This is a genomic window from Pseudomonas sp. ADAK13 (genome assembly GCF_012935715.1).
In the GTDB taxonomy this organism is placed as follows: domain Bacteria; phylum Pseudomonadota; class Gammaproteobacteria; order Pseudomonadales; family Pseudomonadaceae; genus Aquipseudomonas.
In genome coordinates, this window is record NZ_CP052860.1 from 4,477,049 (window position 1) to 4,489,755 (window position 12,707).

Sequence of the window (12,707 nt, forward strand, 5' to 3'; positions counted from 1 at the left end):
CTAGGCTTCTCTCTGACCGTCGAGCAAGCGCCGCAACAGCAATGGATTGCCGTGTTGCAGCGCCGTCGGCAGCAAGCCATCCGGGAAGTCCTGGTAGCACACGGGCCGCAGGAATCGCAGGATGGCGGCCGTGCCCACCGAGGTGGTGCGCGAGTCCGAGGTGGCCGGGAAAGGCCCGCCATGCACCATCGCATCACACACTTCCACGCCGGTCGGCCAGCCGTTGACGAGCAGGCGGCCGGCCTTGCGCTCCAGGGTTGGCAGCAATGCGCGGGCGGTTTCCAGATCGTCATCATCCAGGTGCAGGGTGGCGGTGAGTTGGCCTTCCAGGTGTTCGCTGACCTGGCGGACTTCATCGGCATTGGCGCATTGCACAATCAACGAGGCGGCGCCGAAGATCTCGGCCTGCAGGTTGTGATTGGCGAGGAAGTCCCGGGCCTGGGTCACGAACAGATGGGCTCGGCCCTGGTTGGGGCCCGCTGCCGGCAAACCTGTACCCGCGACCTGAGCGTGCTTGGCAAACTCGCTGACGCCGTCTTCGTAAGCCTTGAAGATCCCCGGTGTGAGCATGGTCTGGGCAGCGCTGCGTTGAAGCCAATGGGTGGCGCTGTCGATGAAGTGGTCCAGCGCTTGTCCGGCAACGGCAATCACCAGCCCGGGGTTGGTGCAGAACTGGCCGGCACCCTGGGTGAGGGACGCGATAAATCCCTGCGCCAATGCTTCGCCCCGCGTGCTCAGTGCCGCCGGAAACAGATAAACCGGATTGATCGAACTCATTTCCGCATACACCGGAATCGGCTCGGGACGCGCCTGGGCTGCCTGGCACAAGGCGATGCCGCCGCTGCGCGAACCGGTAAAACCCACGGCCTTGATACGCGGGTCGCAGACCAGCGCAATGCCCACTTCGCGGCCCGAGCCGTACAGCAGCGAAAACACCCCTTCAGGCAGGCCACAGTGCTGAACGGCCTTGGCCACCGCGCGGCCCACCAGTTCGCTGGTGCCAGGATGCGCGCCGTGAGCCTTCACGATCACCGGGCAACCGGCCGCCAGTGCCGACGCGGTATCACCGCCGGCCACCGAGAATGCCAGCGGAAAATTACTCGCGCCAAAGACTGCCACGGGCCCCAGCGGCACCTGGCGCTGACGCAGGTCCGAGCGGGGCAGCGGTTGGCGATCCGGCTGCGCAGAATCGACCCGCACATCCAGCCATTCACCGGCGCGCACCGTGCGGGCAAAGGTACGCAACTGCTGGCAGGTGCGTCCGCGCTCGCCCTGGATGCGTGGGCGCGGCAGGCCGGTCTCGGCCATCGCCCGTTCAATCAGTTCATCGCCCAAGGCTTCGATTTCGCTGGCGATGGTTTCAAGGAATTCGGCGCGAGCCGCCAACGACGTTTCGCGATAGTTATCGAAGGCGCTCCACGCCAACGCACAGGCGTGTTCGACATGTTCGGCGGTGCCGCCGGCGTAGGCGGGTTCCAACGCAAGGTTGGTGGCAGGATTGATCGCCCGGATGGCCTCGCGGCTGCCTGGAATGGAGTGCTGACCAATCAGCATGGTGCCCTTCAGAGTCATGGCGTAGTCCTGAAAGTAAAGATAGGCCTGGCAAAGAAAATCCACTGTGGGAGCTGTCGAGCCCGAGCGAGGCTGCGATGCAGGCGCTGCGGTCTGGCAGGCACTGCGCGGTGATCCCATCGCAGCCTCGCCCGGGCTCGACAGCTCCCACATTTGATTTTTGTTGCCGACAGTAGTGTTAAGCGACGTTCTGCTCGGCCGACCAGTTGGCGTACCACTGGCGGAACAGCGCGTACTGGTTCTCGGCATAACGACGCTGGGCATCGCTCAGGGCATCGGTTTCGTTGAAGTGCAGGGTGTATTCCTTGTCGCCGTTGAGCACCATCAGGTGCTTGTAGAACAGCACCAGGTCGCAGCCTTCGTCGAAGGACGACAGTACTGCCAGCGCCGATTCCAACTCCCGGGCCTGGCGGCGTGCGGTGGCGTCGCCCTTGGCGGCTTTCTTGCTCAGGGCCACCAGTTGCAGCACTTCCCGCGGCAACGCGTTGCCGATGCCGGTGATTGCGCCGGTGGCGTTGCAGTTGACGAAACCGTGGACCACCTGGGTATCCACGCCCACCATCAGGGTCACGTCATCGTCCCTGGAGGTGATGTGCTCTGCCGCGTAACGCAGGTCGGCAGCGCCGCCGAATTCCTTGAAACCGATCAGGTTCGGGTACTCGCGGCGCAGTTCGAAGAACAGGTCGGCGCGGGTGGCGAAGCCGTAGTAAGGGCTGTTGTAGATCACCGCCGGCAGGTTCGGCGCCGCCTTGAGGATGGCCGCAAAATGCTCCTTTTGCGCAGTCGCCGAGGCGCCACGGGACAGCACGCGCGGGATGACCATCAAACCGTGGGCCCCGACTTTCGCTGCGTGCGCCGCGTGGGCCACGGCTTCACGGCTGTTGACCGCGCCGGTGCCGACGATGGTCGGTACGCCGGCGGCCACCAGGCGCGCCACGCCTTCCTGGCGCTCGGCCTCGGTCAGCAACGGCCAGTCGCCCATGGAGCCGCAGTACACCACCGCGCTCATGCCGATATCGATCAGTTCGCGACCCTTGGCGACCAGTGCGTCGAAGTCCGGTTTGCGCTCGGCGGTGCACGGGGTCATCAGGGCGGGGATGCAGCCGGTGAAAATGTGGGTGTTCATGGTTTCAGCTCCAGTTTGATTGAAGGGGCGGGGGCGGTTCAGATGCCCCACGCGAAGGGATCCTGTTCGTCGATCAGCAAGGTGCTGTCGGCGGTCATGTAGGCGCGGCCGGTGATGGAAGGGCGCACACGGTCGCCTTCCCATTCATAGCTGCCTTCGAATTGGCTGCCGGTGATGCTCGCCTGCACCCAGGGTTCACCGGCGGCGAGTTTTCCGTCGGCCGCCAGGCACGCCAGCTTGGCGCTGGTGCCGGTGCCGCAGGGCGAGCGGTCGTAGGCTTTACCCGGGCACATGACGAAGTTGCGGCTGTCGGCCCGGGCGTCGTCGGCGAACAGTTCGATATGATCGATCAGTGCGCCGTCTTCGCCGTGGACGCGCTGTGCCTCCAGGGCCTTGAGCATGGCCCAGGTGTAATCGGTCAGGGCTTCGACATTGTCCATTTGCAGCACGTGCCCGTGCTCGGAGACGAGGAAGAACCAGTTGCCGCCCCAGGCGATGTCGCCGTAGACCCGGCCATACCCGGGCACATCCACCGGCACCTGTTGGCGATAGCGATAGGCGGGCACGTTGCGCAGGGTTACCGCGCCGTCTGCATGCAGCGTGGCGCTGACCGGGCCGACGGGCGTGTCGATCTTGTGCACTCCCGGGGCGATCCGGCCCAGGTGATGCAGCGAGGCAACCAGGCCGATGGTGCCGTGGCCGCACATGCCGAGGTAGCCGGCGTTGTTGAAGAAAATCACGCCGCAGGTGGCATCGGCCGAGACCGGCGCGCAATACAGCGCGCCCACCAGCACATCGTTGCCACGGGGTTCCAGCAGGCACGCCCTGCGCCATGGGTCATGCTGCGTGCGCAGCGCTTCAAGCTTGTCGAGCATGGTCTCGCCGGCAAGCTCGGGGAAACCGCTCATCACCAGGCGCGTGGGTTCGCCGCCGGTGTGGGAGTCAATGATGTGGACTCGTTTCATATCGCTATCCATTCAGGAGTGGGCTGACGTTCAGGAAGCAAGCTGCGCCCGGCCCATGTCGGGCTCAGGGGCTTCGCTTTCATCGTCTTCGGTTTCCAGGCGAACCAGATGGGCCGGCACGCCGGTGGCCGCGCCCCAGTAATAAATACCCAGCGCGCAGGCGGCGACGACCACGGTGTCGAACGGATGGCTGAGGATGCCCAGGCCGCCGAAGCTGCCGAGTTTCGACAGGATGATGGTCACGGCGTAGAAGCCGATCAGCCAGGCGGAAGAGCGCACCTGGCGGCCCAGGCTGAGGTGCAGGGTCGGCACAAAACGGCCGCACAACAGGTACACCACAAACATCAGGATTTGCAGGCCAAGCAGCCACGACACGGTGCTCCAGCCCGACCAGTAGACGATCAGCGCGGCGATGATGAACGACAGTGGGCCGAGCAGACCCATCCACTTGACCCGGAACGGGCGCGGCAGGTCAGGCGCATTGCGACGCAGGGCGGCAACGGACACCGGCGCCACGGCGTAGCTCAGCACCAGCGCGGCGGACACCACGTTGATCAGCGCTTCCCACGACGGGAAGGGCAGGGTCCAGAACACCGACAGCCCAAAGGTCAGCCACAGCGCCGGGCGCGGGATACCGGACTTTTCATCGATGCGGGTGAAGACCTTGAAGAAGGTCCCGGTTTGCGCCCAGCCGTAGATCACCCGTGGTGTGGCGTTCATGTAGATGTTGCCGCAACCGCTGGGGGAGATCACCGCGTCGGCGACCACCAGATAGGCCAGCCAACCCACACCCAGGGCGAGGGCGATATCGCGATAAGGCAGGGCCAGTTCCTTGGCAACGCCGGCCCAGCCGTTGGCGAGCATTTCGGTGGGGATGCCGCCGAGGAAAGCGGTCTGCAACAGCACGTAGATCGCAGTGGAGAGCAGCACCGACAGAATCAGCGCAATCGGAATCGTGCGTTGCGGGTTTTTCACTTCGCTGGCCACCGAGATGATCGGCGTCAGGCCCAGGTAAGCGAAAATCACCCCGCCGGCGGACACGGCCATTTCAATCCCCGAGAGGCCGAACGGCGCAAAGCCCTGGCTGTGGAAATTCTCCGGCTTGAAGAAGGTGAACAGCACGCCGATCACCAGCAGCGGCACGATGAACTTGAATACGCTGACCAGGTTATTGGCCATGGCGAAGGTCTTCACGCTGCGGTAGTTGAGGGCGAAAAACAGCGAGAGCAGCGCAAACTGCACGAACCAGCCGAGGACGGTGGGGTTGCTGGAACCCGCTTGCGTCAACTCGGGAAACCACGCTGCGGCGTATTGGCGCGAGGCGACCACTTCAATCGCCACCAGGCTCGAAAACGCGATCAGCGTGATGAAGCCCATCAGGTAGCCCAGCAGTGGGCCATGGGAGTAAACCGGGTAGCGCACCACGCCACCGGCGCGGGGCAATGCCGCCCCCAATTCGCAATACACAATGCCCAGCAGCAGTACGGCGAAGCCGCCCAGCAACCAGGAAAAAATCCCCGCCGGACCGGCAATGGCAGAGACGTGACTGGCCGCGAACAGCCAGCCCGAACCGAAGATCGCTCCCAGTCCGATAAAGGTGAGGTCGATCAATGAAAGCTGTTTCTTGAACTTGCCTTGGGCTGACATAGCGGCGCCTTCTTGTGGGTTATTGGATAGGCATGCAGTGCCATACAGTGAACCCATCAACGGCGCCGCGATTGATGTTTTGCGCAGGCTGTGATGACGAAATCAGCACAGTTTCGAGTGCTCGACATGACCCCCTCCATGCGGCAATCTGCTCGCCAGGCACCGCCCGCCGGGCGCCTGGCCTGTCCGCAAAATGCAGGAGAGAGCGTCATGATGCAGAGCGCGTTCGCCACCCTATGCCAAGGGAGCGAGTCCCACCGCCCGCACACCATTGAAGAATTATTGGCAGGGGTGGGGCTGTTGTTGCCGATGCTGGACGTGATTCCCAACGCCGCGATTTTTATCAAGGACGTGCAGGCGCGCTACGTATTGGCCAATCGCACCCTGGTGCAACGGTGCGGCTTGAAGCACTTGCAACCGTTGCTGGGAAAAACCAGCGCCGAGGTGTTCCCCGCGCAATTGGGCCCCGGTTATACCGAACAGGATCGGCGGGTGCTGGAGCAGGGGTTTGTGCTGGAAGACCAGCTGGAATTGCACCTCTACGGCACCCGCGAGCCGGGTTGGTGCCTGACGCACAAATGGCCGCTGTACAACCGCGACGGAGCAATCATCGGCCTGGCGGGGATCTCGGTCGACCTGCAGACCGCCAGTGAAACCCACCCGGGCTATCAACGGTTGGCGGCTGTGGATGAGCACATTCGGGCGCATTTCAACCGGCGTGTCACGTTGGGTGAACTGACGCGAATTGCCGGGATTTCAGTGGCGCAACTGGAGCGCTACTGCAAGCGCGTGTTCCACCTGACGCCGCGCCAGATGATCCAGAAAGTGCGCCTGGAGCATGCGCACCGGCTGCTGCATACCGAGATGCCGATCACTGAGGTGGCGTTGCAGTGCGGGTATACCGACCACAGTGCGTTTACCCGACAGTTCAAGGCGTTGACCGGGTTTACGCCGCGGCAGTATCGGCAGGCGACGAGCGTGCAGTGATGTCTAATTGATATTGCCTGGGTATAATCGCCCATGGTCAACGCCGGCCTGGCTGGTTTACAGGGAGTTTGTCTTTGAAAAAGGTCTTATTGGCACTGTTCTGCAGCCTGGCGACAGGTTGTGTCGGTTTTTACCAACAACCAGCCCCCACCGCGCCTCATGCAACGCTTGAAGCTATCCCGGGCACTAACACCCTGTTGAACGGTGGCGTGCAAATGTATTGGGCCTACTACGACCCGGGCTGTAATGACACGGCCGAGACCGGCGTGCTGGGCACTCGCAAAGGCGAGGTCAGCGAGCGGTTTTTACTGATCCCCGACCGGCGCATCTACGTCAACGTCATGAGCAGCGGTGGCGCCAACAAGAAAGGCGAAAACTATTTTCGCAGTTGCGCCAACGTCGCCAGTTTTATCCCTGTCGTTGGCGCGACTTATCAAATCATCCAGGCGGTTCCCGTGAGTGGCTGCGTGGTGGAGATCACCGACAAAAATACCGGGCGGGCGCCTGACTCGTTCAGAAGAGAAGCGGTCGTCGGTGGGTGTTCGCCTTGATTCAATAGGGCCGTGTGACCTTGTTCAAATACCCTGGCCAGCCTTCAGCGTTTCAAACATCGCCTCCGCCGCCAGCGCATGCACCTTGCGCGTCGGGTGCCATTCATCCCAGTAGTAATGCGCGTCCGGGTTTTCACACGCAGGCTTGATGTCTGGGTAGGTGTGTTGGCAGGGCGTATCCAGGTCTTTCAACCCCGCAGCCTCGGGCGCCGCACGCAGCTTGTCGCTGAAGGCCAGATGGTCGAAGTAGCGGATGCTGACCTGGTGGGTTTTAGCCAATGTACTCAGCACTACCGGCAATTTCTGTTCGAGCGCCTGTTGGTAGCTTTTTGCATTCTCGACTTGATTGCCTTGCACCACGGCCGGCACATGACTCAAATCCGTGGTGCCGACTACCATCACGTGCTTGGCGCCTGCGGCAAGCAGCGTCTCGGTGGCTTTTTGAATGTTCGCCACGCTGTTCTGGCTGAGCACGGCAACTGACTCCGGGTGCGAGAAGTCGGCCCATTCAAAAAAGTCGTTGGCCGAGATGAAAATGAAATACAGCGCGTTCGGGTCTGCCTTGTGTGCCTTGACGGATTTCAGGTAGTCGGCGATCTGGCCCGAAACGCCGGTGTCGCGTGCCGGTTGCATCCAGGCGTAATAGTTGCCGTTGCCACTCTTGGCGCCGCCCACTGCGTAGTCGGTCAAGGGCGTTTTCAAGGCGTGAGCCAGGTTCTCGACGGCCGTCGGGCCGTTGCTCCAGCGGCCTTTCCAATACAGCGAGCCGGGCAGTTCCTGCGCATCCTTGACCTTCTGCGTGGCCAGGGTTTTGGTGAAGCGTTCACCTGCACCGTTGTCGGAGTAGCTGTCACCGAATGCATACAGGTGATCGTAGCGCGGGGCGGCAAAGGCGGTGGAGGCGGTCAGTACCAATAGAGCGGCCAAGCAAGCGCGTAGAGTCATTGGAAATCTCCCGGGTGATCATCCCAGAGTACCGCCGGCGATGTAGTTGCCCTGGGGCGGTTGCGACCTGCGTATAGCTGAGGGCGCAACGTCTGTCCCGCCCGCGACAGTCATCCCTCAGTTGATGACGGTGATCGCGCCAATCGCAATCGCGGCCAGCAACATCACCATCACCGTGCCCACGGTCCATTTCAGCGAGACGCGCTGGTTGTCGCCGTAGTCGATGTCCAACAGGCCGCACAGCAGGTAAGTCGAGGCTACCAGCGGGCTGAGCAGGTGCACCGGCTGGCCGATCAGCGAGGCAATCGCCATCTCCTTTGCATCAATTCCATAGTGGGCGGCGGTCTGTGCCCAGATCGGCAGCACGCCGAAATAGAACGCATCGTTGGACAGCACATAGGTAAACGGCATGCTCAGCAGCGCGGTGATCACCGACAGGTAAGGCCCGGACTGTTGCGGCAGCAGCGCGATCAGGTTGTCGGAGATCGCCTTGACCATACCGGTGCCGCCCATGATCCCGACAAAAATCCCCGCGGCGAAGATCAGCAAGGTCACCGCCATGACGTTGTCGGCATGCCGTGCGATGACTTCCTTCTGCTGTTTGATGGACGGGAAGTTGACCAGGCAAGCCAGGCCGAAGGCGATCATGAACAGGATCGGCAACGGCATCAGGCTGATCATCATGCAGGTGATCAGGGCGATGGTCAGCACCACGTTGAACAGAAAGCGCGGGTCGCCCAGGCGGATGTGCGCATAACCCTTGAGCACTTCATCCTCGCTGATGCTCACTTTGCCCAGGCGGCGAAATTCCATGCGTCCCAGCCACCAGGCGGCGAACAACACCCATACGGCGCCGGCCACCATGATCGGCACCATGCTCACAAACAGTTCGGTGATGTCCACGTGCATGGCGCTGGCCGCCCGGGAAAACGGCCCGCCCCACGGCAGGATATTCATCACGCCAATCGACATCAGCAGCACGGTGGCCATGACTTGCAGGCGAATGCCGGTCAGCCGGTACAGCGGCAAAAACGCAGCGGTGGCGATGATGTATGTGGTGGCGCCGTCGCCGTCCAGGCCCACACACAGGCCGAGCACGGCGGTGCCGACCACGATCTTGCGCGGGTCACCCTTGACCAGGCGCAGGATCACTTTGATCAGCGGGTTGAACAGGCCCGCGTCGGTCATCAGGCAGAAATACAGGATGGCGAACGTCAGCATGATGCCCGTGGGGGCGAGCATCTTCAGGCCGTCGTACATCATGCCGCCCAGTTGCGGGGCGAAGCCGGCCAGGCAGCCGAAAACGATCGGGACCAGCAGCAGCGCCACCAGCGGTGACAGGCGCTTGCTCATGATCAGGTACATGAAGCAGACGATCATGGCGTAGCTCAGGAATATCAACATGGGTGTGCCTTTTTGTTGGTCTTATAGGGCGCCAGGCAAGTGACTGCCGGCTTTTTTCAGGGCGAACGAAGCCCCTGCGTGCTGCTCGCAGCGTTCAGTGGCGGTTTAATTCAGCGGTGGGAAAACATTGGTTGGCCGGCGTGCTCCAGGTCGGCGACCAGGATCGAACTGGTCGATGAATCGGTGATGAACAGTTGCCGGTTGCCCTCGCCGCCGAACGCCAGGTTGGTCAGCGTGCGGCCGTCGGTGCAGCTGCGGAGGCGATAGAGCGGTACGGCGTGGGGGTCGAATACCCAGACGCAGGCATTGCCGGCATCGCACACGTAGAGGTTGCCGAGCACGTCGAGGGCCATGCCGTCGGCGCCGCTCACGCCGCCCGCCAGTGCGGTGAAGATCCCGACTTTGCTGGTGCCGCCGTCGCGCTGGATCGGCAGGCGCCACACCGCGTTGCCCCGGGTCATGGCGACGAACAGCGCGTTTTGCGCCAGGTCCATGACCAGCCCGTTGGGGCTCGGGCCGTTGTCGATCAGGCGGGTGAGCCTCTGGTTCTCCAGGTCGTAGGCGAACACACGACCGGTGGGATCCTGTTGGCCGGTCTGCCCCTGGTCGGTGAAGTAGAGCTTGCCGCCGGCATCGAAAAACAGGTCGTTCACACCCTTGAAGCCTTCGCTGCGGTGGTGAGTCAGAAACGGCGTGATGACGCCGCTGGCAGGATCCAGGGTCAGGATGCCGTGTTTGTAGTCGGCAATGAAAATACGCCCGTCGCGATGGATCTTCAGGCCGTTGGGCCAGCCGTCGTATTGCACCACCAGCGTCCAGTGGCCGTGCGGGTCGATGCGGAAAATTCGGCCATAAGGGATGTCCGTGACATAGAGATTGCCCTGCAGATCGAAGGACGGCCCTTCGAGGAAGCTTTTCACCCGCTGGCCGGGTTTGTTGGCGCGCACCCAGTCGGAGTCTCCGTCCTTCCAGAAAACCTGCGGCAATGTGCTGAAAACGCGAGTGGGCAAATCACGAGGCGGGGCATACAGGCTCACAGGATTAACTCCTACGGGGCGGGCAAGGCACTTCCCAAAAGGGTTGGGCCGCGCTGCGTTGTTGTTTTTGTTCTGCTGGATAGAACGATGTACTTTCTAATAGAACAAATGTCGAGGTTATTTTTGAGACTGTCAACCCTGTCTTTTGCCTGGCCCGACCCAGGTGATGGATTCGATCAGCCGATGACTAGCCTCATTCAAGTAAAAGTCGCCGGCTGCTTTTCGGACGTTGACAGCGAAAATCAACGCGCTCATTATTTATTTCAGAACATCGTTCTATCAGATAGAACAATTATGGATTGACCTTCAAAGGCCCGGTGATGACCCCTAATAAAAACATCGACATTCTGATCAGTGAGGTAGGCCCGCGTGACGGCCTGCAAAGCGTCGCCGCGACGATGCCCACTGCCCTCAAACTGCAGTGGCTGACGGCCCTGGCCGACGCCGGCCTCCAGGAAATCGAGATTGGTTCCTTCGTGTCGCCCAAGCTGCTGCCGCAGATGGCTGATGCCGCGCAGTTGGTGGTGCATATGCGTCAGCGTCCGGCCGTATTCGTCACGGCGCTGGTGCCGAACCTCAAGGGCGCGCAGGCAGCCTTCGACGCCGGCGTGCAGAAAATCACGCTGCCGATCTCCGTCAGCGAACCGCATTCCCTGGCCAACATCCGCAAGACTCATCAACAGGTGTTTGAGGAGGTGCGCCAGGTCGTTGCCTTGCGTAACGAGCACTTCCCGCAGGTGCAAGTGGAGGCCGGTTTGTCGACGGTATTCGGTTGCACGATCCAGGGCGAAGTGCCTGAAGACGATGTGATTCGCATGGCGCTGCGCATGGCCGAGCTCGGTGTGGATGAGGTCGGGCTGGCGGACACCGTCGGCTACGCCAACCCGGCCCAGGTGCGCCGGGCGTTTATCCGCTTGCGCAGCGAAATCGGTGCCAGGGCCGGCAGTGCGCATTTCCACAACACCCGCGGCCAGGGGCTGGCGAATGTGCTGGCGGCGCTGGACGTTGGCGTCACCACGTTCGATGCCTCCCAGGGCGGGATTGGCGGCTGCCCTTATGCGCCGGGCGCGTCGGGCAATATCGTGACTGAAGACCTGGTTTACCTGCTCGAATCCATGGGCCTGCGTACCGGTGTCGATATCGACAAGCTGGTGGCGGCACGTGAGTGGCTGCAAAAAGGCCTGCCTGGCGAGCCGCTCTACGGGTTCATTCCGGATGCCGGCGTGGGCAAGAACTTTCACTACGCAGGGGCCGCACGATGAGCACGCAGAATCAAAAGATCCAGGCGCTGCCGTTGGCCGGCATTCGGGTGGTCGAGTTTGTGCACATGGTCATGGGCCCGACCTGCGGGCTGGTGCTGGCTGATCTCGGCGCGGAAGTGATCAAGGTCGAGCCGACGCCGGCTGGCGACAACACCCGGCGTTTGACCGGCTCGGGCGCCGGTTACTGGATGACCTACAACCGCAACAAGAAAAGCTTCGCCGTCGACATCAAGACCGAGGAGGGTATGGCGGCGGTGCGCAAGTTGATCGAAAGCGCTGACGTGGTCACCGAGAACTTTCGTCCCGGTGCCATGGAAAAACTCGGCCTGGGCTTCGAGCAGGTCAAGGCGATCAAGCCCGACATTATCTACAGCTCCATGAAAGGTTTTCTGCCGGGCCCCTACGAACACCGCACCGCGCTGGATGAAGTGGTGCAGATGATGTCCGGGCTGGCGTACATGACCGGTCCCGAAGGCCGCCCGCTGCGCGCCGGAGCCTCGGTGAACGACGTGATGGGCGGCATGTTCAGCGCTATCTCGATCCTGGCCGCGCTGTGGCAACGCAAGGCGACCGGGGAGGGCCAGTTTGTGCAGACCGGGCTGTTCGAGAACTCTGCGTTCCTGGTTGGCCAACACATGATGCAGATGGCGACCACCGGCCAGCCGGCGGCGCCGATGCCCAGCCGTCTTTCAGCGTGGGCGATCTACGACGTGTTCAACACCCGCGATGACGAGCAAGTCTTCATGGGGGTGGTGAGTGACAGCCAGTGGCTGAGCTTCTGCCAGGCGTTTGGTTTTGAACAGTTGGGCAGCGATCCCGAGCTGGCACGCAACACCCAGCGTGTGCACGCCCGCTCGAAAATCCTGCCGCTGGTGCGGGAACGGCTGGCCACGCTACCCAAGCAGCAAATCATGGACATGTGCGAGCAGGCTGGCTTGCCGTTCTCGCCGATCCAGCGGCCCCAGGATCTGTTTGACGATGTGCACTTGAATGCCTCCGGTGGCCTGGCGCATCTGACGCTGGATAACGGCGAGGAAGTGAAGGTGCCGATGCTGCCGTTTGAAATGAATGGCCGGCGTTTCGATACGCGCCTGAACGTGCCGCAACTGGGCAGCCACTCGCAGGCGTTACTTGAAGAGCTGGGTTATGCCGCCAGAGATGTCGACGCCTTGCGTGCACGTGGCGTGGTCCGCTAGGCCCTTTTGTCGCCA

11 protein-coding genes are annotated in these 12,707 nt (G+C 62.2%); 4 read left to right on the forward strand and 7 right to left on the reverse strand.

The window, feature by feature from the left end; all coding sequences use genetic code 11:
• From HKK54_RS20745 to HKK54_RS20760, 4 genes are all read right to left on the reverse strand, one after another.
• On the reverse strand, positions 1 to 1,572 hold the full coding sequence (locus tag HKK54_RS20745) for an aldehyde dehydrogenase (NADP(+)) (RefSeq protein WP_010175694.1): 1,572 nt from the start codon (positions 1,570 to 1,572) through the stop codon (positions 1 to 3).
• 178 nt (positions 1,573 to 1,750) lie between these two features.
• Positions 1,751 to 2,698, reverse strand: a complete 948-nt coding sequence (locus HKK54_RS20750) for a dihydrodipicolinate synthase family protein (RefSeq protein ID WP_169387651.1) — start codon at positions 2,696 to 2,698, stop codon at positions 1,751 to 1,753.
• A 38-nt stretch (positions 2,699 to 2,736) separates the two neighbouring features.
• Positions 2,737 to 3,663, reverse strand: coding sequence for a 4-hydroxyproline epimerase (locus HKK54_RS20755; protein ID WP_169387652.1), 927 nt, complete (start codon positions 3,661 to 3,663; stop codon positions 2,737 to 2,739).
• Positions 3,664 to 3,693: 30 nt separating this feature from the next.
• The gene (locus tag HKK54_RS20760) at positions 3,694 to 5,310 is read right to left on the reverse strand and encodes an APC family permease (protein WP_169387653.1); all 1,617 of its coding nucleotides are present in this window, start codon (positions 5,308 to 5,310) and stop codon (positions 3,694 to 3,696) included.
• Between the two features lie 210 nt (positions 5,311 to 5,520).
• Between HKK54_RS20760 and HKK54_RS20765 the strand changes: the two genes are divergently transcribed.
• The gene (locus HKK54_RS20765) at positions 5,521 to 6,297 is read left to right on the forward strand and encodes an AraC family transcriptional regulator (protein ID WP_010175685.1); all 777 of its coding nucleotides are present in this window, start codon (positions 5,521 to 5,523) and stop codon (positions 6,295 to 6,297) included.
• A 74-nt stretch (positions 6,298 to 6,371) separates the two neighbouring features.
• On the forward strand, positions 6,372 to 6,848 hold the full coding sequence (locus tag HKK54_RS20770) for a hypothetical protein (protein ID WP_237150964.1): 477 nt from the start codon (positions 6,372 to 6,374) through the stop codon (positions 6,846 to 6,848).
• Between the two features lie 24 nt (positions 6,849 to 6,872).
• Here HKK54_RS20770 and HKK54_RS20775 read toward each other — a convergent pair whose 3' ends face one another.
• The 3 genes from HKK54_RS20775 to HKK54_RS20785 all read right to left on the reverse strand — a co-directional run bounded on the left by HKK54_RS20775 (position 6,873) and on the right by HKK54_RS20785 (position 10,234).
• Positions 6,873 to 7,793: an SGNH/GDSL hydrolase family protein gene (locus HKK54_RS20775; protein WP_169387655.1), complete on the reverse strand. Its 921-nt coding sequence runs from the start codon at positions 7,791 to 7,793 to the stop codon at positions 6,873 to 6,875.
• A 117-nt stretch (positions 7,794 to 7,910) separates the two neighbouring features.
• Complete coding sequence (locus HKK54_RS20780; protein ID WP_169387656.1) at positions 7,911 to 9,197, reverse strand: CitMHS family transporter; 1,287 nt, start codon at positions 9,195 to 9,197, stop codon at positions 7,911 to 7,913.
• A 110-nt stretch (positions 9,198 to 9,307) separates the two neighbouring features.
• On the reverse strand, positions 9,308 to 10,234 hold the full coding sequence (locus tag HKK54_RS20785; protein ID WP_169387657.1) for an SMP-30/gluconolactonase/LRE family protein: 927 nt from the start codon (positions 10,232 to 10,234) through the stop codon (positions 9,308 to 9,310).
• Between the two features lie 320 nt (positions 10,235 to 10,554).
• Between HKK54_RS20785 and HKK54_RS20790 the strand changes: the two genes are divergently transcribed.
• Together HKK54_RS20790 and HKK54_RS20795 are read left to right on the forward strand one after the other, a co-directional pair.
• A complete protein-coding gene (locus tag HKK54_RS20790; protein ID WP_169387658.1) occupies positions 10,555 to 11,496 on the forward strand; it encodes a hydroxymethylglutaryl-CoA lyase in 942 nt (313 codons plus the stop codon).
• Positions 11,493 to 12,692: a CaiB/BaiF CoA transferase family protein gene (locus HKK54_RS20795; protein WP_169387659.1), complete on the forward strand. Its 1,200-nt coding sequence runs from the start codon at positions 11,493 to 11,495 to the stop codon at positions 12,690 to 12,692. Before HKK54_RS20790 ends, HKK54_RS20795 begins: the two co-directional genes overlap by 4 nt.
• Positions 12,693 to 12,707 lie beyond the last annotated feature (15 nt).

Bases quoted from the DNA above. Each gene is read 5' to 3' on its own strand.
- HKK54_RS20745 (WP_010175694.1), bottom strand. From the start codon at position 1,572: ATGACTCTGAAGGGCACCATGCTGATTGGTCAGCACTCCATTCCAGGC.
- HKK54_RS20750 (WP_169387651.1), bottom strand. From the start codon at position 2,698: ATGAACACCCACATTTTCACCGGCTGCATCCCCGCCCTGATGACCCCG.
- HKK54_RS20755 (WP_169387652.1), bottom strand. From the start codon at position 3,663: ATGAAACGAGTCCACATCATTGACTCCCACACCGGCGGCGAACCCACG.
- HKK54_RS20760 (WP_169387653.1), bottom strand. From the start codon at position 5,310: ATGTCAGCCCAAGGCAAGTTCAAGAAACAGCTTTCATTGATCGACCTC.
- HKK54_RS20765 (WP_010175685.1), top strand. From the start codon at position 5,521: ATGATGCAGAGCGCGTTCGCCACCCTATGCCAAGGGAGCGAGTCCCAC.
- HKK54_RS20775 (WP_169387655.1), bottom strand. From the start codon at position 7,793: ATGACTCTACGCGCTTGCTTGGCCGCTCTATTGGTACTGACCGCCTCC.
- HKK54_RS20780 (WP_169387656.1), bottom strand. From the start codon at position 9,197: ATGTTGATATTCCTGAGCTACGCCATGATCGTCTGCTTCATGTACCTG.
- HKK54_RS20790 (WP_169387658.1), top strand. From the start codon at position 10,555: ATGACCCCTAATAAAAACATCGACATTCTGATCAGTGAGGTAGGCCCG.
- HKK54_RS20795 (WP_169387659.1), top strand. From the start codon at position 11,493: ATGAGCACGCAGAATCAAAAGATCCAGGCGCTGCCGTTGGCCGGCATT.